18 protein-coding genes are annotated in these 22,209 nt (G+C 48.0%); 3 read left to right on the top strand and 15 right to left on the bottom strand.

All coding sequences use genetic code 11. The annotated features are described in order from the left end of the window. Positions 1 to 658: 658 nt before the first annotated feature. The 7 genes from EKM89_RS10160 to EKM89_RS10190 all read right to left on the bottom strand — a co-directional run bounded on the left by EKM89_RS10160 (position 659) and on the right by EKM89_RS10190 (position 6,978). Positions 659 to 1,933, bottom strand: coding sequence for a uracil-xanthine permease family protein (locus EKM89_RS10160; RefSeq protein ID WP_125688227.1), 1,275 nt, complete (start codon positions 1,931 to 1,933; stop codon positions 659 to 661). A gap of 235 nt (positions 1,934 to 2,168) precedes the next feature. Next, the gene (locus tag EKM89_RS10165; RefSeq protein ID WP_125688229.1) at positions 2,169 to 3,377 is read right to left on the bottom strand and encodes an MFS transporter; all 1,209 of its coding nucleotides are present in this window, start codon (positions 3,375 to 3,377) and stop codon (positions 2,169 to 2,171) included. Positions 3,378 to 3,408: 31 nt separating this feature from the next. Further along, positions 3,409 to 3,816, bottom strand: a complete 408-nt coding sequence (locus EKM89_RS10170; protein ID WP_125688231.1) for a hypothetical protein — start codon at positions 3,814 to 3,816, stop codon at positions 3,409 to 3,411. Positions 3,817 to 4,233: 417 nt separating this feature from the next. After that, positions 4,234 to 4,770, bottom strand: coding sequence for a GNAT family N-acetyltransferase (locus tag EKM89_RS10175; protein ID WP_164510567.1), 537 nt, complete (start codon positions 4,768 to 4,770; stop codon positions 4,234 to 4,236). 217 nt (positions 4,771 to 4,987) lie between these two features. Further along, on the bottom strand, positions 4,988 to 5,743 hold the full coding sequence (locus EKM89_RS10180; RefSeq protein WP_125688235.1) for a DUF1003 domain-containing protein: 756 nt from the start codon (positions 5,741 to 5,743) through the stop codon (positions 4,988 to 4,990). A 5-nt stretch (positions 5,744 to 5,748) separates the two neighbouring features. Beyond that, the gene (locus EKM89_RS10185; protein ID WP_125688237.1) at positions 5,749 to 6,636 is read right to left on the bottom strand and encodes an RluA family pseudouridine synthase; all 888 of its coding nucleotides are present in this window, start codon (positions 6,634 to 6,636) and stop codon (positions 5,749 to 5,751) included. Positions 6,637 to 6,660: 24 nt separating this feature from the next. Further along, positions 6,661 to 6,978: a glycine cleavage system H protein (lipoate-binding) gene (locus EKM89_RS10190; protein WP_125688239.1), complete on the bottom strand. Its 318-nt coding sequence runs from the start codon at positions 6,976 to 6,978 to the stop codon at positions 6,661 to 6,663. 239 nt (positions 6,979 to 7,217) lie between these two features. On the opposite strand from EKM89_RS10190, the gene EKM89_RS10195 reads away from it, so the two are divergent. Together EKM89_RS10195 and EKM89_RS10200 are read left to right on the top strand one after the other, a co-directional pair. Beyond that, a complete protein-coding gene (locus tag EKM89_RS10195) occupies positions 7,218 to 7,442 on the top strand; it encodes a hypothetical protein (protein ID WP_125688241.1) in 225 nt (74 codons plus the stop codon). A 324-nt stretch (positions 7,443 to 7,766) separates the two neighbouring features. Then, positions 7,767 to 7,952 carry a hypothetical protein gene (locus tag EKM89_RS10200; RefSeq protein WP_125688243.1) on the top strand — a complete coding sequence of 62 codons (186 nt, stop codon included), beginning with the start codon at positions 7,767 to 7,769 and terminating at the stop codon, positions 7,950 to 7,952. A gap of 80 nt (positions 7,953 to 8,032) precedes the next feature. On the opposite strand, the gene EKM89_RS10205 is transcribed toward EKM89_RS10200, so the two are convergent. The 4 genes from EKM89_RS10205 to EKM89_RS10220 all read right to left on the bottom strand — a co-directional run bounded on the left by EKM89_RS10205 (position 8,033) and on the right by EKM89_RS10220 (position 15,786). After that, a complete protein-coding gene (locus tag EKM89_RS10205) occupies positions 8,033 to 10,234 on the bottom strand; it encodes an alpha-galactosidase (RefSeq protein WP_125688245.1) in 2,202 nt (733 codons plus the stop codon). A 208-nt stretch (positions 10,235 to 10,442) separates the two neighbouring features. Beyond that, on the bottom strand, positions 10,443 to 11,804 hold the full coding sequence (locus EKM89_RS10210; RefSeq protein ID WP_125688247.1) for an MFS transporter: 1,362 nt from the start codon (positions 11,802 to 11,804) through the stop codon (positions 10,443 to 10,445). A 28-nt stretch (positions 11,805 to 11,832) separates the two neighbouring features. Continuing rightward, the gene (locus EKM89_RS10215; protein ID WP_125688249.1) at positions 11,833 to 13,107 is read right to left on the bottom strand and encodes a glycoside hydrolase family 27 protein; all 1,275 of its coding nucleotides are present in this window, start codon (positions 13,105 to 13,107) and stop codon (positions 11,833 to 11,835) included. A 576-nt stretch (positions 13,108 to 13,683) separates the two neighbouring features. Continuing rightward, positions 13,684 to 15,786, bottom strand: coding sequence for an alpha-galactosidase (locus EKM89_RS10220; RefSeq protein ID WP_125688251.1), 2,103 nt, complete (start codon positions 15,784 to 15,786; stop codon positions 13,684 to 13,686). A 330-nt stretch (positions 15,787 to 16,116) separates the two neighbouring features. Between EKM89_RS10220 and EKM89_RS10225 the strand changes: the two genes are divergently transcribed. After that, on the top strand, positions 16,117 to 17,055 hold the full coding sequence (locus tag EKM89_RS10225) for a helix-turn-helix transcriptional regulator (RefSeq protein ID WP_125688253.1): 939 nt from the start codon (positions 16,117 to 16,119) through the stop codon (positions 17,053 to 17,055). 249 nt (positions 17,056 to 17,304) lie between these two features. On the opposite strand, the gene EKM89_RS14315 is transcribed toward EKM89_RS10225, so the two are convergent. The 4 genes from EKM89_RS14315 to EKM89_RS10245 all read right to left on the bottom strand — a co-directional run bounded on the left by EKM89_RS14315 (position 17,305) and on the right by EKM89_RS10245 (position 21,982). Continuing rightward, a complete protein-coding gene (locus tag EKM89_RS14315; RefSeq protein ID WP_449811571.1) occupies positions 17,305 to 18,216 on the bottom strand; it encodes a DUF2207 domain-containing protein in 912 nt (303 codons plus the stop codon). Positions 18,217 to 18,286: 70 nt separating this feature from the next. Next, a complete protein-coding gene (locus tag EKM89_RS14320; RefSeq protein ID WP_164510566.1) occupies positions 18,287 to 19,162 on the bottom strand; it encodes a DUF2207 domain-containing protein in 876 nt (291 codons plus the stop codon). 522 nt (positions 19,163 to 19,684) lie between these two features. Further along, positions 19,685 to 21,088: a sugar porter family MFS transporter gene (locus EKM89_RS10240; protein WP_125688259.1), complete on the bottom strand. Its 1,404-nt coding sequence runs from the start codon at positions 21,086 to 21,088 to the stop codon at positions 19,685 to 19,687. Positions 21,089 to 21,418: 330 nt separating this feature from the next. After that, on the bottom strand, positions 21,419 to 21,982 hold the full coding sequence (locus EKM89_RS10245) for a sugar O-acetyltransferase (RefSeq protein ID WP_125688261.1): 564 nt from the start codon (positions 21,980 to 21,982) through the stop codon (positions 21,419 to 21,421). Positions 21,983 to 22,209: the final 227 nt, after the last annotated feature.

Consider the following 22,209-nt stretch of genomic DNA (forward strand, 5'->3'; position numbering starts at 1 on the left):
TTCACTCTACTCTTGCGACAGTAAGGACTATCACTGCTAAAATAGTGGAAAACAGGCGTGCACCGGCTGCCAAGGGTTCTGCTGGCTGTGGGGGGCCAAGGATGGGCTCCCGACTCGCCTGAAAGTCACCAAGTTCATGTGTCTCCCAGATTGTCCCCCGATGTAAGCCGGGAAAAAAGCCGTCTAACATTATCGACACGGCTAGCTACACCCCTGGCATTCTCCAGCTCTGATTGTGCACATCAATCTCAAGAGCTAAATTCCAGGCGGACACTAAAGTTTAAGCATAAGTCAATAGCGTTTCTGTAGGTATGATCTATGCTGCCTCAGAACAACTACGTAAGCCGAGAGGTCGGCAGATATGGGCTCAGGCGCGTCGTTCTACTTAGTTAGTGGGTGTTTTTCCCGCTAGCTTAGTAGAAAACCAAGCTTGAAGACTCGGCATTTTCGAGGCTTCAAGTTGTGTTCGCACTGATCCAGCCCATATCTGCCGGCCGGTAAGGCGATGACTGGTCATTGTTGCCTAATTTTAGACCCTTCAATCTTCAGTGAATATGGTAAATACCAAATAGCCGCTCACATCTCAATGAGATTAGCGACTATTTTTTAATCGTCAAAATTTGATTCTAAATGCGTCTACTTGATTCCTGTAACTAAACTAGTCATCCTGTGGCAGCACTAGGTTCAACACGATTCCCAGCACGGCAGCGACTGCTAGCCCAGAGAATTCGTATTGACCAACCTTGAGATAGGCGTTACCAATCCCAATAACTAGGATGGCCGAGGCAATCATCAAGTTACGCTTTTTATTGAAATCTACGTGCTTTTCAATCAGGATGCGCATCCCACTCGAGGCAATCACCCCAAACAGGAGAAAGCTGATCCCGCCGATGACCGGGTTAGGAATACTTTCGATCAAGGCACTCAACTTGCCTACAAAACTAAAGATAATGGCAAAGACCGCCGCCCCAATCAAAACATAGACACTGTGAACGCGCGTAATTGCTAGCACACCAACATTTTCACCGTACGATGTCACCGGTGGCCCACCAACAAAACTCGCAATAATTGAAGCCACACCATCCCCTGCCAGCGTGTGGTGCAGACCGGGGTCTTCGAAAAAGTTACGGTGAGTCAGTTCATTAAGCACGGTGATGTGACCGATGTGTTCAGTCATCGTCACAAATGCAATTGGTGCGAGACTAATAATGGCCCCCCAATAAAAGTGCAGCGGATAACTGAGAATCGGCACCTCAAAGTTAGGCAGTGAAAGCCACGCCGCCGTCATGACTGGCTTAAAGTCAACCAGTCCGGCCATTGCCGCAATCAGATAACCCGCCACGATTCCCAGTAAAATAGGGACTAACGACAGGAAGCCACGTAAGTACAGGTTAAACCCGACCGTCAGCAGGAGCGTTGCCATGGCGACCGCGAAGAATTGCCAGTGATACGTTCCCTGACTATCCACCGTGGCTTTCTGCGCCGCACTGCCAGCCAGAGAAAGACCGATCACCATGACCATTGGCCCTACGACGATTGGTGGTAAGGCCTTATTGATCCAGTCCGACCCAACCATTGCGACAATCAAGGCCACAATGAGATACACCGACCCAACCGCCAACGTTCCTTGCGCGATTCCCGGATACCCGGTCGTCTTCATCAAGGCAACCATGGGCACGATAAAGGAAAAACTCGATCCCATGTAGGCTGGAATCTTTCCGCGCGTAATCAGTATGTACATCAATGTTCCGACACCAGAACTAAACAGCGCGATGCCGGGATTTAAGCCCACCAAGATGGGAACTAACACCGTTGACCCAAACATCGAAAATAAATGTTGGAGCGATAACCCGAACCATTTTCCCCAGCTCGGTCGTTCCCAGATGTCGATCAGGGCATCTGGATTGCGGTAGCGTGATGGTGCTTCTTTCATAAACAAAGACCTCCAAGTCATGAGATAGAAAAAGCGCGCCCGTTCTCCCGTAAGAAAACGTGCGCGCCCACTTCAAGTCTAGACTTGGCCCAGCATCTGCCGGAGGGGGCACCCTTAGTTGCCTCACGGGACAACGTTAAAGGAACCTATTTATCGTCTGACGTCGGCTAAAATTCACCAGCGCCAAACGTTATTTTTAACTATTATACGGACCCGTTCACACCTCTGTCAACGCTTATTTCGTTAATCGTCTCGATTGGATTAATCGTTGATACCAATGATTAATTAAAGCTAATCCCAAAACCAAGAGGCCCCCTATAATGACCAGTGTCCGGTTGGCGACCCAGTCCGTCACGAAGCCAAAGACGAAACTCCCCAGTGGCTGAAAAGCGTCGATTGCCAGAAAGAGAATACCAAACATCCGCCCCAAGTAATCCGGGGCAGTCAAATTTTGGGTAATTGTAATCGCACGAATTTCAAAACACGAATAACAGAAACCGAAAAGGCCACTCGCCACCAGGAGGACCCAGTAGTTGGCCCAAAGCCCGGCAACCAGCAACGCGCCCGCCGCCAAGGTCAGGTCAGCGTAATTCTGTCGGCGGTGCGGTTCTTGACGCGCCAGTGTTAACCGGACCCCGCCAAGGATACCACCTAGTGCTAGCATGACCAGTAAATAACTATAGCGGGCCGAATCACCACCGTACAAATGGTTGACATCATAGGGCAAGACCAGCCGAACCGCTGCGTACAGGACATTGATCAGACCACCGAGCACGATAACCTCGATCAACTTCGGCCGTTGCCAAACATAATGCCAGCCCGTTAGTAGGCTCTCCTTCACGCCCAGTTGTGACGATTCCCCAGTCGGTCTTTGATAACGAATGCTGAGGTATAGTAGAAATGACAAGAGAAATGAGGTGCCATTTAACAGTAAGAATCCCCGGAGGTTTAGCCAGTGTAAGGCGAGTAAGCCCCCACCCAGCAACGGTGCACAGATATCCGCTAAATCAATCAGGGTGTTGCTGACGGCGTTAAACCGTTGCCGTCCGGCCAGGGTAATCAGTTCTGGAATCATGGCCTTGGCTGCGGGCAGACTGAAGGCCAGCCCCACATCCAAAATGACCGTCAGTGTGACCAGTGGTGCCGCCGTAATGTGTAGCGGATCCAGCCACCAAGCACAGGCCAAGCACCCCAAAACGCTGAGCAATTCAGCACTGACCACGATTCGTTTTCGGTTGAAATTATCCACGACCACCCCACAGAGGAGATCACCAGAAAATAAAACGACCCCGCCGATGGCTTGAATCACCCCCAGCAGCGCCGCATTTCCCGTGGCTTGTACCACGAACCAGTTTAGACCAAAGAGATAGAGTGTGCTTCCGAGTCGCGAAATGAAAGGAGCCAGTAAGAGTGGTAGGTTAAACGCCTTGGTCGCTCGTTGCATCCGACCACCTCCATTTCGCCATCATTCGCGGTTAATCGACCATCCGCCAGCTACCTTCATCCGCTTTGGAAATATCATTCAAAAATTTCAAGACTCGCTTCGCCCGGTTCGGCTGTTGGCTATTTAACAGATTCAGCCCCGCACCCGTCACCAGCGGGACACTCAACCGGAAGTTGCCATCATCGGTTTCCCCGGTCGCAAAGGCCATCACGGTCTCACCAGATTCAATCTGCGTCGTTAGGAAGAACATCGTGAAGTCATCATCTTCCTGCATATAGGCAGGCATTGCCCAAATATCCGGCGCAATCTCTTGCATCTCACCGGTTTCAGTCCCGTCAAGAAACTTGAATTCCTTGTGGTTGGCTTGGGTCACTGGCGACTTGAGCACCAGCATCATCTTGGCAAATTCGTTGTCGCCTAATTGTATGTCGTCCTTCATCGGTTAATCCTCCTAAAATAATTCCGTTATTGGAATTGGCGTCACGCGACTAGTGGTCAAAAGACCTCAGTGACGCAACACAAACGTTAAAAACTATTATACCAGCGTCTTCTCCAAAATTAAATCACGTTGTGTGTCCGTCCCCAATTAGCCGCAACATTGTGATCGCCACGCTGGGGGTACCAGGCCAGTTGGTCGACCTCTTCAGCCGAACTGGAAGCCCGTCCGCTGGCTGCAGGCGTTCCCCACAGCAGACGGAATCCCTGGCGGCCGGAGTGTGGCTGTTTTCACTAATTTAGCCATGATAATTCGGTTCGCAAAACTAACGCGAACATTTTAACTTTCAACCTTCAGAAGGTAATCAAAAAGTGTGCCCGGAACAACGAATCGTTCCTGGGCACACCATTTCAGTTCAGTTTAATTTGCGATGCGGATTGGTTGCCCAATCTCAAGTTGCATGTGGTAGTAATTGTGGTCACCAATCATTTGGGTGCCAGTAACTTCATAGCCCATGCGCTCGTAAAGCTTCATCGCGCCGGGATTCTCGAAGTCGACGTTTAACCCAATGACCGACTGGCGGTCACGCTGAGCATAAACGGGTAAGGCCCGCAATAGCTGACGGCCGATCCCCTTGCCCTGCTGATTTGGTGAGACGGCTAACGAGTCCAAATACCACTCGCCCGGTGCGGTTTCTGAATCAGCCTCTAACGGTTCATCGAATGCCGCACTCTTGGCGGTTAGCCGGGTAATTACATCTTCCACGATGTCTTCTTTTTCGCCGGGGTAGCCGAACGCAACCCCAACAACTTGGCCATTGGCCTCGGCCACCACCGTGGTTGCCGCACCGGACAAGTAAGTCCGGGTACGGTACGCCGCCGTGATGACCTTCAATAAGTCGGGGCCGGGAACGTCCTCGAGGTCGGTCAATTCCATCTCGTCGTAAATCAAGTTCATCAACGGTGCTATCTGAGGGGCATCCGTTGGTCGAGCTTCACGAATTATCACAAAAAATCCTCCATTTCTAGTACTTTCACTAGAGTAACGGAGGATTGCAAGTTTGTCAAAGGATTTGCCGGTTCACCCGTGTAACCTTAGTGGGTGACCCTACCCGCGGCGCGTTGACCAAAAACTAGACCAACAATAAACAAAACGCCGGCAGTTATCCAAGTTCTCATTGATGAGGCTCCCTTCGTGACGTCGACTCCGGAGATTTTACTTCCCGTAGTTCGGCGAGTTCTTGACGAATTTCACCTAAAATTTCTAACTGAAACCGTTCGATCTCCATGGTATGGGGCACCTGATTCTGCGCCAAGTGATCGACCTTAGCGTGTAGCAAACGCAGCTCGTGTTCGGCCTTCAGATTCACGTGATAGTCGTTTTCGGCCATCATTCGGTCGCGATCTGCGGAGCGGTTCTGACTCATCATGATGATAGGCGCCTGAATCGCTGCCACACAGCTCAATACTAAATTTAACAGAATGAAGGGATAGTTGTCAAAGTTGATTCCAAATAAATGAAGACCATTGACAATCATCCAGCTAATCAAGACAAACATAAAAACTAAGATAAACCCCCACGAGCCGCCAAAACGCGCAACATCATCCGACACCTTTTGACCAAACGTCAGGCTCTCCTTCAAACTGTCGTTGACGTCGATAATGTCGTAGTCGTCACTCTGTAAGGCCTTCGTCAGTTTATGATTGATTTTTTTCGTTTGTTTTAAATCGGCATTGATCATCGCATCAACGTGATCCAGCCGATATTTTAACAGGTGGTGCCCGCAAATATAATCGCTAGACTTACTCTGCGGATAATCACGCTTAATTCGGTTGCGCAAGCCCACGTCTAACTCGGCCAACTGGAGACTGGTCTCAAGTGAAATGGGCTGACCGTCCACCAAACAACCTAGCTGTTCCTCGTCTGCCACTGTGCTCACTCCTCATTCAAGGTTTGAATCATTGCCTGCCAATCAGCAGGAACGGTACTGGTGAAACTTCGCTGATCATGCGTAAAAGGGTCTTCAAAGGCTAACGTGTGGGCCTGTAACGCCTGTCGCGTCATTCCCCCCAGTTGCGGACCACCGTACAACGCATCCCCCACCAGCGGATGACCTAAATATGCAAAGTGGGCGCGAATCTGGTGTGTCCGCCCAGTATGTAACTGGACCTCAACTAACGTGGCGTTTGACCAACGCTGCTGCACCCAGTACTCTGTCTTGGCCGATTTTCCTGCCGGGGAGACCATCTGGTTAAATCCAGCGGGATCACTCGCCAATGGTTGGTCAATGATGCCATGGTCGGCCTTAAGTTGGCCGCTGACCACAGCTAAATAACGTTTCTGGACCTGGTGGGCAGCTTGCATTTGACTGGCCAGACTGTTCGCCAACCGGTGACGGGCAATCCACACGACACCGTTAGTGAAGCGGTCGAGACGCGTGATAATATGGGGCACTAAGTTCTCAGCGTCTTCATCCAGCCAAGACCCTTTGACGCGATTCACAAGCGTATCCGTCCGATTCGCGGGACCAGGAACCACGTTGAGCCCCGCCGGCTTATCCACGATCAACCAGTCACGATTTTCAAATAGCACGGTTAAGGGGCCATGGCTAACGGCGACAGCATCATCCGCAGCCTCTGCCGGTAATGTCACCACCACCTGGTCATTGACCTGCAAGGCGACTGCTGGGGTGACCACCGTCCCGTTGACCCGAATCGTACCATCGCGCTTCAAGTCACTAAAGACGCGATGGCTGACTCCCTGTGCGTTGAGAAACTTTTTAAGACTCGTTACCGGCTGCGTTACCTGCCAGGTCAATTCCATACCGACTTGCTCCTTTTCAACCAATTAGTCATCGACCAAATCAATCATCCAGTCAAGATTGTCATTGCGATTATTCAGACGTTCCGGGTGGGCAACGAGGTCCGTATTCACAGCGGCAATCCGTCCTGCAAACGGAGAACGTAATGTGATTTCTTCTTTTTCACCGTGCACAATCACTAACGGTGTTCCCAATCTGACTTGACCACTGGTTTTTTGCCACGTAATTTTCGTCACCGGCCCCACTAGTTCACGCCCATCGTCCGCAAAACCGATACGGACGACACCTTCTGCATTAGGTGTTAACCATAAGGCATCCGCACTCGCTTCAATTCGATCAATCATGCTCGTCACCCCTATCGTCTAATTTGTTTGCTGGTTCTTCTGGCGACCCACTCACACGTATGCTATAACATACGTTCTAAACCCGTCGCATCCCTTGCCGAAATTGTTCCGGCAACTTACAAACTACCAGCAACTGTCTCTAACCATCATTTTAACATAGGGCCTAAATTCACGGGAGTCATTTCACCCTTTCCGCTAGCAAATCAGTATAATTAGTTGAATAAAGGGGGGAGATTCTTATGATGACGGCAAACCTATTGACCGGGTCATTTATTCTAGTGTCGGGGATCGCACTACTCATTTTTCTGTTCGTTAAGTTAATTCCCAAAACGAAACATGATACAGACACAGCAACACTTTTAACCGTTTTTGTAGTTATTGCTGTATTCTTAGTCGGCATGGGCGGCTGGGTCAGCCTGATGGGACTGGGCCACTTCAGTAGCGCCATGGGGTGCTGGCTGTAAGTGCAACTTCAATTGAAACCAACCTGCAACGAGTCTGGGACAGAACTCCCAGACTCGTTTTCTGTCTCCCAGCCCATACCTACCATCCAGTACCGACACGGCCTAATTTTAGTCTCAACATCGTTTTCCCCCGTCCTAATAGGTACTTTGACACTTACAATCTTCAGGTAATTCGCCTTGCCGATAATCAACTCGATCTGAATGCGTTGACATCCAACTTGGCCAATTCACCGTCATTATTTCAATTTTTCTCTTAATAAATCGTAATAAGTAAGTAAGTTCACTCAATTATCGGTATAATCAAGTCCGTAAGGGGAGATTATAATGACACAAAATTTAACTACCGGGGTATTCATTTTATTATCAGGACTAGCACTACTCATTCTACTGTTTACTAAGCTGATTCCCAAGACCAAACACGATACGGACACCAAGGCACTCTTGACCGTTTTCGTGCTTGTTGGCGTGTTCTTAGTGGCTATGGGCAGCTGGGTCAGCTTGAAGGGCTAGTTGCTTGACTACATTAACTTATTTATCGATAAAAGCTTCACGGCTTAAACTTGCCGTGAAGCTTTTATGTTGCGCGTATACTACTTCAATGTTACCTTAAAAATTCTAGCCATTTTAGCTTGTGGAAATGTAAATAAACCGATGTTATTCGTCATTGTGGCCTGAATGGCATCTTTTGGCCCGGGATAGACCTGAGTCAGACTAGTCACCTCGCCATATGCTGACAAATCGACTTTAATCTGATTGTTGGCTTTAAGGTTGTTCCAAACCCCCAAGTACAGCGTCTGGCCATCTCGAATCCCATAAACGATTTCATCGTCATAAACATGGGGGAAGCCCTTTGGCCAAACCGGAACGGCGTGTGGTATATGCTGCCGAATCTCTTGTTTATAGGTCGTAATCCCCTCGGCTACGTAGGCTAATCGTTCCGCCGAGAGCTTATTCAGATAGCCACTCTGGTGAATCCGACACAGCAACGCATTACACATGTTGTAAATGGTCTCTTCCTGATCACCCTTCGGCAAGGGATAGGACCAAATTGCCGACTGTTCCGGAGTGATCGCCGTCGCTGCGACACCGGAAATTGCGGCGTTTAACGTGTAATCCGTTTGGTCACTAACGGACTGAATACTGTCTTTACTTAACATACCATAGTCGTGACGCATTCCCCCACTGCTACAGTTTTCAATAACCAGGTCCGGATACTTTTGATAGAGACTATCCCGCCAAGCAAGAACTGCTCTGTTATGGTCTAATAAGGCTTTCCCGCGATTTTCAGCATGGTAATCCGTCCCCACACCGGTCGTCACGTTGTAGTCCATCTTGATGTAACCGACGTGATACTCATTGACTAGGCGATCGACCACCTTAGTCACGTAATCCACAACTGCTGGATTTCTAAAGTCCAGCAAGTACCGGTCGATATCAACGATTCGTTTCCCGTTACGAAGGAAGAACCAGTCATCGGGTAATGTATTGGCAAAGTCACTGCGAATTCCCATGACTTCGGGTTCCAGCCATAGTCCGGGAACCATCCCCTTCGAGGCAATATAGGCCGTCACTTCTTCAATGCCATTCGGAAAACGTTTCTTGGATGGTTGCCATTCACCAACCGTATCCCACCAATAGCCGTCATCATACCAGCCACAGTCGACCACGAAATACTCGCAACCAGCCTTAGCCGCCGCATCGATCAGTGGAAATTCCTTGGCGGATGTCGGATCACCCATCAAGCAATTCATATAATCGTTGAAGATCACTGGTAATTTCTGATTGTCCGCGTTGACCCGTCGAATATTTCGCCGGTAAACTGTCATTTCATCAATTGCAGTTTCTAACGGTCCGTTCATCTGTACAAAGGCTGCCGTAACGGTCGTAAACTCATCATCTGGCTGTAACGTCGTCCAGAATTGATTGTCATATTCTTCGGGTCCAGAGAGTTCAAGATTTAAAATGGAGCCGTCATAGTGATTCTCAATCTCATAGTGCCAGGCACCATTATTTTCGATCTGCCAAAATGCAGATTGATTCGTCGCTCGGTTGTGGAGTCCCCCATTCGGAGAATACTCCGAGCAGGACCAAGACGAGTTGTTCGTGACCCCGATTCGCTTCGAACTTGAACCGGATAAGTACACGCCCATGTGGGGTTCACCGCTGTCCTGAGTATCATCGTCACTGACATCCACTTCGTAGTCTTGACCAAAGTAGGGCATCCCCAAGTGCTGGATGGTATCCTTTTGCCACTGTAACTCGGTTGTCCATGAGTTATGAGCGATGTACATGTCATCGTGGGTGGCGTAGTTCCCGGGGTAATCGTCCTGCTGAAGTAAGCCCGAATAGTTGAATGAGGATAGGTATTCGACCGTAACCGGACCTGTTCCGTGATTCCTTACCTTTTTCCAGGAGCGAATGGCCGTTGTATTGTCGTATAGGCGAAAATAACTGTACACGTCCAAATCACATGTTTCATCGATTTCATGAATCGTTAAGAGCTTGCCATTCTCCAAATCTTGCACAGTATGCTCAGCATACGTCAGCTCATAGGACTCGGAGGTTGACGCATGCTTCGCCCCTTTGTGTTTAAAATCACCGCCAGCAACTTGCAGCTCAGTGAGGCTGAACGCATCCTCAACTGGCTTAAGTCGCTGCACCCAATCGCCCACATCTCGTAAACTTCCGACATACAGCAGTTTTGCCTGCCCGCCAGAGTCCACGATAAAGTTTAACTGTGCCCGTTGCGTTTGAACTGATACCACGTTTGCGGGATCAATTGTTCCTGCCATTAGTGATCACTTATCCTTTCTTTTCAAAACTAACTGAGGTTGAAGGGTCCAAAACACCTAGCATGACCGTTGGAACAGCAATACTGAGACTAGGCAACATTGTCCAATCATCGCCTTGACTCACAAAACGGACGCCTTCGATTCTGCTCGATGGCGTCCGTTTTCATTGCCACAAGCAAGCTTGATGGTCAGATAAAATCATTTAAATCTAATCACGCGTCTTAGCTAATTCCGACGTAATTTGATCTTCCATATTTTCGTACTTTTGGTACATCAATGCTGGAATAATTGCGGCGCCGTATAACAGCATCGTCATCCAGTTAAAGTCAATACTAATCCCGGTCAAGGCATGGGCCGATTGTACTTGGTTAGCGACATAGCCAAAGGAAGATAAGAACGTCCCGTTTAACCAGCCGGCAAGTCCTTGACCCATCGACATACAGAACGCCGCCCCAATCGTGGTCAGTAACCCGGCCGCGTTGATACCATTCTTCCATTCACCAAAGTCAACAGCGGAACCTAACATGGCAAATGGCATGGAAACGGCAATCCCAGAACCAACTAAGGCGATCAACCAGCCGATGATGGCACCGGCAATGTTGAGACCGGACAGTGCAATAATCAACTGACCCAATACAGCAACAACGAAGCCTAATGCCCAGATATGACTCTTTGACATCCGCTTGTTCATCAGTGGGATTGCAATGACCCCAATGACTTGAATTAAACCAATCGAATTAAATAGCGTCACTAAATCTTTGTTCTTGAAATAATACGTGAAGTAGTAGACCATCCCTTGTTGCCGGTTTTGTTGGGCAACCCAGAATAAGAAGTTTCCGGCAACTAAGATGAGCCATGGCCAGTTCTTGTTCATGGCGTGGACCCCTTGCTTCAACGTTACCCGTTCACTGTTTTTAGAAGAAACCCGTTCCTTAGTATGTGAGAATGAGAATAATGTCAATGTCACGTTAAGAATAGCAAAGATCACAATGAAGATGCGGAACCCCTTGACGTCATTGCCGCGGCCGAAGAAGGCAACCAATGGCAAGGTCAATGAGTTAACCACGAAAACCCCTAAGTTCGACCCAACCATCCGCCATGAATTGAGGACGACCCGTTCTTTAGGATCGGACGTGATCAATGGCAACATGGTTGTAATTGGTGCATTAATTCCTAAATAAAGAATCCCGTAAATGATGTAGGTAATCCCACAATACCAAATCTTACCGGTGACGCTTAACTGTGGTGCCCAGAACAACAGTACCCCCATGGCCGCATATGGAAATGCCAGCCACAAGAAGTATGGCCGCGCTTTCCCATATTTCGTATGGGTCATATCGATCAAGGTTCCCCAGACTGGGGCCCCAACGGCATCAACCACCCGAGCAATCAGTAAGATCAGCCCGGCAGCTGCGGCGGGTAAGAGCACAACGTCGGTGAAGAAGTACATCAGATAACTTCCGACAACGGTGGCCACCAATTGACCAGCAAAGTCTAATTGCGCATAACTCAGTTTCTCCAACCCAGGGACGATTTGGCGTTTGGGTTTGGCAGTAGCCTTTTCTTCCATAATTTTCAGCTCCTTTAGCTATTAAGACCTAAACTTTTAATAAGTAAACATCATGGGAATCAATTTCAACGGTCTGATTGGCCGCTAAAGTAACGTCTCTATTCTGCCAAATGTCGTGCCCCGCCAACGGAATTTCCAACTCAGAAAGTTCCTTGCCCGTTAACGTTAACGGTTGGTCGGAAATATTAAACACGGCGTAGTAAGTATGGTTTGGACTTTTGGCGTACCACGTGATCTTCTGTTCATCACGTGAGACCTGATACTTTTCGGTCACGTGATCGTCCATTTCGAGCAAGTCCTGATTCGTCAGCAAACGCGTTGTCCATTCGTCGAGGTCGGGCAACTCACCCCCCATGATCAGTGGCGACTGCATTAGACTCCATAAACTCATCATGGTCTTCTGCTCAGAGCGCGTAAAGCGTGTTTGCCGGTTACCGCCGGGACCATCTACTGAACGAATCCCAATGTGCCCTAATGGCAACATGTCACAATCTGGCCAGTTCCCTGGACGTGAAATCGGTGACCACTTTTCGGCGCAATCAAACATGTTCAGGAGCAATGACCATTCATCCCAGAAATCATCCGTGATGCGCCACATATTGGCATTCCGCTGGAGAAACGCCCCATTCTCAACGGGCGCTGGTCCTGGTGACAAGGAGAGGACCATCTCACGGCCAGTTTGATCGATGGCCTTTCTCAGTGCGACGACTTCCTTTTTGAGGGTACCGTTATAGATGACTGAATTTGCAATGTCGTCGCATTTGATGAAGTCCACTCCCCAGGAAGCATACAGATCCATCAAGGAATTGTAGTAACCCTGACCTTCTGGCATATCGACATTGACGCCATACATATCGGCATTCCACGGACAAATATTGTTTTCCGCAATGTCTCTGGCCGTCTTGGTCGTTCCCTTGATCGGCGTCGCATTGTGCACGGCCTGCCGGGGAATGCCCCGCATGATGTGAATTCCAAATTTCAATCCTAAGCCGTGAATGTAATCCCCTAATGGCTTGAACCCATTCCCATTAGCAGCCGATGGGAACCGTTTTGGGTCTGGAATCAACCGTGAATAGTCATCCATCAGTAGCGGCGTAAAATTATGGTACTGAGAAGAGTCCGCCGTTGGCTCATACCATTGAATATCGACGGTCACGTATTGCCAGCCGAATTGTTTTAAATGTTGGCTTAAGTAGTCGGCATTACGTTTGACCTCGTTCTCCCGAACCGAAGCACCGTAACTATCCCAACTATTCCACCCCTTAGGCGGGACCTGAGCAAATGTTCTAAATTTCTTAGTCATAATTGCTGTCCTTTCTGAGTTAGCCGTTTTTGACCACCGGTCGGTCAAAAACAATTTCGTTTGGATATCCTTATGTACATGATTATCATAGCATCTAAGAAAACGCTTTCAACAAGTGAAACTGTAGATTTAGTGGTATAAAGTAACTGTGCCAGTGCGATTTGGTGTTTAAAACTCACATTAGCCGATTTTGTGGTCACTAACCGCACTTTTTTGCCGTAGAATTTTATAAATCACGCGCAACTCTCAAATTGATCACGCCCCTTCGACTAGCCTGTCGTGAGCTCTGAACGATACCGCCACGGGCAGCGCACGGCCAAGCAAAAAAACTGACCTGCCAATTTCTGGCAAATCAGTTTCTAGACGCATAATCCATGCTGTCTCGGGCTCAGAACATCCAAATAAGGCGATGATTGGCGACTCGGTACTTTCTGTGTTCGCCTCGTTCCAGCCTATATCTGTCGTCGGCAAGGTAATCATTAGCCGACGTGGCCCAATTTTAGGCGCCATATCGTTGTGCCAACCGTCATCATGTGTATTGGGAAACTTTCAACCTCAGATTCCCAATCCTTGATTCTATTTCAATTGGATATGGTACAGCCGTGCCATCTTTTCTTTCGTAAAGTCTAGCTTCAGGTCACGACGATCATGGGTAACCGTTGCCCCACCGACCTTGTTCGGATACAGTTGTTCAACGGCAGCGATTTCCCCATACTTGGCCAGTGAAATGGTATGGTCAGTCGCTTGACCGACTCCCCGCCAAACGGCCAGGTAGATGTCTTGGCCCTGCTTAAAGCCATAGCTAAACCAAGCGTCGTCCAATTGGCTAAGTCCTTCTGGCCAAATGGGTAGCCCCGTCGCAATTTTCTCGCGGTAGGTCTTGTACGTCGCAATGCCTTCGGCAACCAAGTCTAGCCGGTGACCCTTGACCTTATTGAGATAACCACTCTGATGAATCCGCAGGAGCATCGCGTTGACCATATTAAAGATGACCTCTTCATCGTCCCCGTCTTGTAAGGGGTACGACCAAATGGCACACTGCTCTGGCGTCACAACGGATGCCCCGACCGCCGCAATATTTCCATTTCGTACGTAATTGGTCTGATCGGTCATCGACTGAATACTGTGCCGCTGGAGCATGGCATAGTCGTGCCGCATCCCACCAGAACCACAATTTTCGATAACTAGATCCGGATAACGGGCGAAGACCGCGTCCAACCAATTCAGGTAGGCTCGGTTATGCTTTAGGAGGCCATCCCCGAAACTGTCTGAATTCTGTTCTGTCCCGATACCGGTCGTAATGTTGTAATCCATCTTGATGTACCCAACGCCATATTGTTCAACCAGCCGCTTAACAACGCCGTCCGCAAACTCGCGGACTTCGGGGTTCGTAAAGTCTAAGTGGTAACGATCGGCGTCAATGACTCGCTGACCATGACGCATGAAAAACCAGCTGTCGGGTAATTTATCGGCCAGCGGACTCTTAATGCCGACGACTTCAAGTTCCAGCCAGAGCCCTGGTGTCATTCCTTGATCCCGAATGTACTGGATCAGCTTCTCAATGCCCTCTGGGAAGCGTTCCTGAGAAGGTTGCCATTCACCGACACTGTCCCACCAGTACCCAGGAGCATACCAGCCACAGTCGATCACGAAGTATTCGCAACCGACCTTCTTGGCCGCATTGATCAGGGGAATTTCTTTTTCGGTCGTTGGGTCCCCCGACAAACCGTTCATGTAATCGTTGAAGATGACGGCCAATTGTTTATTGTCTTCATTTTCCCGACGAATCAAGCGCCGGTACTTAGTCATTTCACCAATGCCGTCCTCATAATCGCCCATCAACTGACCAAAGGCGACGGGTACCGTGGTAAAGGTTGCCCCCGGCTGCAGGTTCTTCCACCACTGATTATCGAATTCCTCTGGACCAGACAGTCTGATAGCCAAGAGGTTGCCGCGGCCAATATCCTTTAACTCATAGTGCCAAGCCCCATTGTTTTCAATTTGCCAAATAGCCGTCTGCCCGGTCTTCGTATTCGTCAAGATACCGTTCGGCGAATATTCTGAGCAGGACCAGGATGAGTTGTTGGTCACACTGATCCGTTTAGTAGACGCTTGGGCCAAGTCGCCATCGACCCAGTAGTCCAGACCGGCATCCTTTACGGTATTGGCCTTCCACTGAGCTTCGGCAGTCCAGTCGTTATTCGGAATGTAGACCACGTTGTCCTCGGCGTAGTTGCCATCAAGGTCATTGGCTTGATTGATACCACTCAAGGCAAATGAAGAAACATATTCGATACCCAAGTCTTTTTGACCAATGTTTTCAATTTTCGTCCAGCTTCTAACCACCGCTGACCCATCATACAGACGATAAAAGCTGCTAACTTGAAGTGTCCGTTCAGCATCTTCTTGAACGATTGTTAACAGTTTACCATCGGTTTCATCGTGGACCTCATGCCGCACGTAACGTAAATCGCGTCCTGGATTGGTGTCGACGAACCCAACTCCCTTGTGATGGAAATTCCGGCCAGTCACTTGAACCTCTGCGATTTGTAAATGCTGCTTTAGGTCATCGTCAGCGGCACTGAGGTCGTTTGAATTCATGACCGTCAAGGCAACTTTCCCCTGATTAATTTCAAAGCCCAGATGTGCTTGCGCGGTTCTAACGTCAAAACTTTCCATGATCATCTTCCCTTCCTAAATAAAGCAAAACTTGGTTAGAATTGAAGAACGTCCAAGCAACTAGGCGTTCCGCAATAATTATCTTCTACGCCCTTTATTGTAAACGGTTTCATTATGATTAAAAATGGTGTATTTTGTAGGAAAGGTGTTTATTTATAACTATCGCTTTGCTATTTGGTGTTCTTTTCTCACTTATCACCTTTTCTCTATGGACGACCTACGCGATTCAGGAGAAAATAGACCTAACGGCAACTAACTCGTTTGAAATCATTCTTGACACGCTCATCGGACACCGTTGCAGTCATTCCCTAACGAGAGGAGTTCATAATCATGCGAACCGTAACCTGTATCGATATTAGTGAGCCCGTTTTACACTTCTCATCTGGCAAGTTCACGGCGGGCCCGCACTGGAAACATAAACCGATGTATCACGATGGCAACTTTGAAATTATTATTGTCACCAAGGGGACCCTCTACTTACAGGTAGACAACAATTATTACGTTATCACTGCGGGCGATATCTTTTCCTTGCCGCCGTTTCATCATCTCCACGGTTACAAGGAGTCCCCGGAAGACACCCAGTATTTCTGGTTTCATTTCTTCACGCAAAAGAACGCCATGCGCTCCCTCCATGTCGACAGTCACGACGGTCAATCCGTTGCCGCACTGTTCAAGAAGAATCAAGTCGTCCTTCCGCTACAGTACCGTGCGCTCAGCCTAGAAAAGATTCTCATTATCATTTACCAAGTTCTGGACGTGGCGAAGACCCATTACTTCACGTCAATGTCCGTTGACTATCTCCTAACTGCCCTACTGATCGAAATTGCTGAGGACTTCTATACCTCCCTATCCGGTGAAAATTCAACCGGTGCCGAGGCCAGGATCGACGGCATCAAGGAATGGATCCGGGCCAACCTCAGTGCCGACCTCAAGGCTAGTGACGTTGCCGATCACTTTGATCTGAATCCGCACTACCTCGTTCGTATTTTCAAGGAGCAGACCAGTCAGACCGTCATTCAATACATCAATCAGCTCAAGTTGCAGCAGGCTGCAGAACTTCTGCTACAGACTAATTTCCCCATCAAACGAATCGCCAGCACCGTCTTCTTCTCGGATGAAAAACGCTTCATGAAAGCCTTCAAGGCGCGCTACTACCTCACACCTACCGAGTTCCGCCACACCTACACCAAAAAGTTCCTGGATAGTAGTAACTTCGACCCGGAGGTCCCTTTAGTCCTTGATCCGAAAAACGAGCAACGTGATGAATAACGCTATCAAAAAAAGTTTTGACGACCATGGCCGCCAAAACTTTTTTATTACTGAAAGTCCCAAAACACTCATTATAATCGTTGCCACAACGATACTGGGTCTAAAATTAGGCAACATTGTCCAACCATCGCCTTACCGGCCGACAAATATGGTCTTGGCGGGCTTTCTGATTAGCTTCTTGAGAATAGGAAAAAGTGCCCAGAGTTGCTCTTTGATGTGTTATGCATTGGCTCTAGCTAAAGGCCTAAATCAGAACGCGCCACCACCTGATCCGCCACCGAAGCCACCAGATCCACCACCAAAACCACCGCCACCTGAGAAGCCACCTGAACGACCGCTAGCTGACGATGCAAATGAGGAGCTATCCGCCGTTTGGATTGAACTGCCTAAACTATGGCCTATGGTATTGGCTAATGGTTGGCCTAAAGTGGCCGCATAGTAGATGGGATAAAAATCGGCCATGTTTGTACGAATTGTCTCGCGTCCAAAATCAAAAGATAGTTGTTCGGTGACTTGCTTAGATAGACCGAATGCTACTGCGTAAGGAAGAATTTGTTCCCATAAAAGAAGATCACCAATTTTGGCTGTGTTAAAGTGCCCGATATCCTTGAGCATTCGCTGAAAGCCTCGGACTTCATTGGCAAGCTGTAACCCACGCTTATTATATCTTTGTACATTTTTATGTGTGAATACGTACCCCCAAACTGCAGACAATAATAAGACACCTACAGCGATTGCATAGATTAATTCGGTATGGCCAATAACCAAGGCAAAGATCAGCCAGAACGCGGTCAAAACAGTTATGGAAATCGCAAACCACCACATCCGTTGACGATAAAGAATATTTGCGCTGGCCTGGTATTGTCTCACAGATGAAATCGTTTGATTCTGCCACTTTTGGAACCAATCACCCACATGCCCCTTCTTATCATTTTCGGCAAAGTCTTCGAGATCCGTTAGCGTAAAACTATTATTTTGATTCCCCAACGTCGCAAAACATTGTCGTAAAAAGATATTATCAATGGGCTTTACTTGAGTGAATCTGACTACTTCATTCTGATTATGGTCGCTTTGATGAGTCGTTATTGTCATTTCATGACGACCAGCAGCAATCATAATATCGCCGGTTAAAGCATCAGAACTAGGGACGCGAGAATCCAAAAGAGCTTCTGATTGTCCTGGAGAAATGTCAGGAACTTCAAAGAAATGATTTAAAGGAATGGGTTCAGGATTATACCTGGCGGGATGTCGTTTTAGCCACCACCAAGAGGCGATGGTCGAAACGATTACGAGAAGAAGTAACCCCCAATACCCGATTAGTTCGCGTAACCTTTTTTTGGGTGCGTTGCTCATTTGCCACGGCAGCCAACTTTGCTTCTTGTTGCTGTGCTGCTTTCTTACGCAGCTGGTTACTGTAATTCTGATTTAATGGCGTAACCTGTTTAGGGAAAAGAAGATGGCTCTCAACAAAACCATTGGCCGGATTGGTGGCCACTTTCATTGTTATCCGTCCCGCACTTCGGTTAACGTAAGTGTATCCAGATAAGGGGCCATGCGTCCATGCTTGCAGACCACGAATGTTTCTTTCAGGTAATTGAATGGTTAGTTTGACGTTATTTAGTGGTACTTCCCAAGCCTTACCAATCATTTTCCAGTTTAATTCGGCCGTATCGCGATAATTTTTTACAACGCCATGTAAGTGAAACCGATAGATAACCTTTAGTCGGTCATCAACATTTACCGGCCGGTAGAGTTTCACTTTGATTCGTTTTTTTGTCTGACTGACTAAATACGTCCCTATGGCTTCTGTTTTTGAGACATGTGCCGTAATAAGGCGGCCTTTATTCAGCTGATAGCTTACAGCGGTTAAAGCTCCACCTTGAATACCGCGAATGTCTTGGATATTATAGGCGCCATAATAATCAGCCTCAAAGTGGTAGGTCATCGTTTCCGTGACATCGGCATCCCCATTTCGCAGAATTTTAGCATTTATCTGAAAGGGAGAAATCGTGTAATTATCCGCCGCTTTAGCCGTTACGTGGTTTAAAATGCCACCCCAAAAAATCAATAAAAGAATAAGCCCCCACTTTGCCCAACGTTTATTCATAATCCTCCCCCCTTCACTAGAACTAGTCATATTAATTCTGCAACGGTAGCTTCAAGCCTGACGTTAGTTTCAAAATCACCATCATTTTAATGATTAACTTACGAGTTGCAAGATTTCTGTCTTAAACCGGTCAATAGCATTATCGTTATTTCGGCTTACTAATCAACCTGTCGACCATCTGGTTGCATTGCGGTCTTGCTGGCTCTTTAGTTTTGCAACTTCACAATAACAATGGGAGGTTTTTGGGGGGCTACACCCAACGAATAAAATCAAAAAGGGACTAGAAATGCTTGAGACCGTAGAAACAGTCAAAGCATTCTAGTCCTTTGATGAATAATCCGGATATAAGTATGGTCATAAAATTTTACATGAAATTGGACTAACCGTTAATCGTCCTATTCAATTTAAGGTTGCAAGTTTCAAAATACCTATTACGGACAACTTTTTTCGCTAATTTAGCAGCGAAAGTTCCTACTATTACAAAAGTTATGTGAATCATTTGAGTTTTCTCTAACGGTTCACTTAATGATTCCGCGATTCAGACGTTTCGTAAACCTTTTTGGTCTGCGTGCCTTGTTGTTCAATCTCTTCCAACGTCCGTCCCTTCGTTTCTGGAACGAACAGTCGAATGAAGGCGACCCCCAACAGACAGATGAGGCCAAAGATCGCGAATACGGCGTCTTGGGACATCGACTGCGTCATGATTGGGAACAGTAAACCCACGGCAAACGAGCCGATCCAGTTAAAGGATGAAGCCAATCCTGAAGCCCGTCCACGAACGGCCAAGGGGAAGACTTCCCCAATCAGTACCCAGGTCAGTGGCGCCCACGTGAAGGAATAAAATGCCACGTAGATCGATAAGAATAGCACAATCAGCATGGGATTCTTGTTCAAGTTGACCACGTTTAGGATGGCCGGCAAGATGAAGGACAAGCCCATGACTACGCCACCTAACGTCAACAGTGTTCGCCGATTAAATTTATCGGCAATCACCAAGAAGACCAGCGACCCAATGACCAAGATGATGCCTTGAATAATTGGCCACATCAGCGCAGAACTAGCCGCACCACCCGTAGCTTGTTGAACGATCAAGGGGATGTAATAGAAGATGGCGTTGGCGCCTTGAAACTGTTGAAATGCCGCTACACCAACCCCAGCGATAACTAAGTAACGGTACTTGCCTGAGAACAACGTGCCCCAAGACGTATTTTGAGCAACGGTTGCTTCATCCGTAGCCGCCGTTTGAATATCGGCTAATTCAGCGTCGATCTCGTCAGCAGGTCGGATAAAGCTCAGCACCTGTCGAGCGCCCACCAAGTCGCCATTTTTAACTAAGAATCGCGGAGACTCTGGCAAGCGCAAGACGCCGGCAAATAAAATGATGGCTGGTACTGCCGCCGAACCCAGCATCAACCGCCAAGCAAAGAGTTCTGGTAATCCCTTTAAGAGGTAGTCGACCACGTAGGAAATCAGCATGCCGGAAACAATCATCGTCTGGTTGATTCCCGTTAAACGTCCCCGCAACCGGGCTGGGGACATTTCTGACATGTAGGCTGGTACCAGTGCCGACGATGCCCCGACGGCCAGTCCTAAGAAGATACGGACGGCAATCAGGTAGATGGCTCCCTGGTTAGGAGCCATCCCGGAAAGTAAGGACCCCAAAGCAAAGATCAGTGCCGAAATCAGAATCATCTTGCGGCGGCCAAGTTTATCGGATAGCTGACCTGAAATCGCCCCACCAAAGATAGCCCCAAACATGACGGCCGATGTAATCCAGCCAATCACGCCGGCGTTTGTTAACGCCCAGTCATGTTCTAGAAATGGTAGTGCGCCAGTCATTACACCAATGTCATAACCGAACAGGATCCCACCAAAGGACCCAAAAAAGTAAATGAAACCGCTTGAAATTTTCTTCGTGCTTGTCAAAACGTTCCCTCCCAATGTCTCTTGCTCTCTCTGTCGACGCACGCCCGTCCCTGCCGAGGGAATAGGTGTGATAACTAAGACTCTCTCTTATGATGATTGTGATATCGGTAATTATAGCTTTGAAGTAAACCGTTTTCACAAATGCAATAATGTTATTTTAGACTATTTATACGGATAAATCAACCGTTTATTGTTTCATTCGTATTACTTTTCTAAAACGTTTTCTTTTGTTTTAAATTTCAAATGTAAGCGTATTCATTTATAAACAGTGCTAAAAAAGCACAACCTCCGTAAAGTCGTCCACGAAGATTGTGCTTTTAAACACAATGTTTACTTCAAATTCTTAACAATCCGGGCGGGATTGCCACCGATAACAACATCATTACCAAACGACCTCGTCACTACGGCGCCCGCAGCAACGATCACGTTATTACCAAGGGTCACACCCGGACAGATGATGGCGCCCCCACCGACCCAGACGTCGTCGCCCAGCGTCACGGGCTTGCCGATGCCCATGGCACCATTGCGTCTCAGTTGAGGATCGGCCGGATGGTTGACTGAATAGATTTGTACTTTCGGCCCTAACAGACAATGCTTCCCAATCCGGATAGGCGCGACGTCCAACATCACACAGTCGTAATTGGCAAAGAAATCCTCACCAACATAAATATTATATCCATAGTCGCAGCGAAAGGTCGCGTGGACTTCAACAGCCTTACCAGTCGCACCGAACATCTCTTTGATCAGTTGCTGGCTCTGTTCGGGATGTTTCTCTCCCAGCGCATTAAAGGCCTCTACCTTGTCGCGTGCAACGCCCCGTTCGGCCACCAGCGCCTCATCGTAAACGTTGAAGAGCTCACCGGTAATCATCTTTTCCTTTTCACTCTTTACCATGCCGATCACTCCATTTCTTGATTGTCTTTTGTATTTTCTAAACTTAACTGCACTATGTGTAAGGACGTGTCGACTCCTCAGGCGAGCCTGAAAGCTCCCAGCCTCTCAGGTCCACGATGTAAACCGGGAAGAATGAAGTGCAAGCAAAACGTTAGACACTTTTCTAACCTAGGCAACTAGCATCTTCTGACAATACTCGACTGGGGTTAAACCACCATGAATTAAAG

The organism is Levilactobacillus fujinensis, from assembly GCF_003946335.1.
GTDB classification, from domain to species: domain Bacteria; phylum Bacillota; class Bacilli; order Lactobacillales; family Lactobacillaceae; genus Levilactobacillus; species Levilactobacillus fujinensis.

Excerpts from the sequence above, each read along its gene's own strand:
- EKM89_RS10195 (WP_125688241.1), top strand. The coding sequence starts at position 7,218 with ATGATGACGGCAAACCTATTGACCGGGTCATTTATTCTAGTGTCGGGG.
- EKM89_RS14320 (WP_164510566.1), bottom strand. The coding sequence starts at position 19,162 with ATGAATAAACGTTGGGCAAAGTGGGGGCTTATTCTTTTATTGATTTTT.
- EKM89_RS10205 (WP_125688245.1), bottom strand. The coding sequence starts at position 10,234 with ATGGCAGGAACAATTGATCCCGCAAACGTGGTATCAGTTCAAACGCAA.
- EKM89_RS10170 (WP_125688231.1), bottom strand. The coding sequence starts at position 3,816 with ATGAAGGACGACATACAATTAGGCGACAACGAATTTGCCAAGATGATG.
- EKM89_RS10225 (WP_125688253.1), top strand. The coding sequence starts at position 16,117 with ATGCGAACCGTAACCTGTATCGATATTAGTGAGCCCGTTTTACACTTC.
- EKM89_RS10185 (WP_125688237.1), bottom strand. The coding sequence starts at position 6,636 with ATGGAATTGACCTGGCAGGTAACGCAGCCGGTAACGAGTCTTAAAAAG.
- EKM89_RS10160 (WP_125688227.1), bottom strand. The coding sequence starts at position 1,933 with ATGAAAGAAGCACCATCACGCTACCGCAATCCAGATGCCCTGATCGAC.
- EKM89_RS10165 (WP_125688229.1), bottom strand. The coding sequence starts at position 3,377 with ATGCAACGAGCGACCAAGGCGTTTAACCTACCACTCTTACTGGCTCCT.
- EKM89_RS10175 (WP_164510567.1), bottom strand. The coding sequence starts at position 4,770 with ATGAACTTGATTTACGACGAGATGGAATTGACCGACCTCGAGGACGTT.
- EKM89_RS10215 (WP_125688249.1), bottom strand. The coding sequence starts at position 13,107 with ATGACTAAGAAATTTAGAACATTTGCTCAGGTCCCGCCTAAGGGGTGG.
- EKM89_RS10190 (WP_125688239.1), bottom strand. The coding sequence starts at position 6,978 with ATGATTGATCGAATTGAAGCGAGTGCGGATGCCTTATGGTTAACACCT.
- EKM89_RS10245 (WP_125688261.1), bottom strand. The coding sequence starts at position 21,982 with ATGGTAAAGAGTGAAAAGGAAAAGATGATTACCGGTGAGCTCTTCAAC.
- EKM89_RS10200 (WP_125688243.1), top strand. The coding sequence starts at position 7,767 with ATGACACAAAATTTAACTACCGGGGTATTCATTTTATTATCAGGACTA.
- EKM89_RS10210 (WP_125688247.1), bottom strand. The coding sequence starts at position 11,804 with ATGGAAGAAAAGGCTACTGCCAAACCCAAACGCCAAATCGTCCCTGGG.
- EKM89_RS10220 (WP_125688251.1), bottom strand. The coding sequence starts at position 15,786 with ATGGAAAGTTTTGACGTTAGAACCGCGCAAGCACATCTGGGCTTTGAA.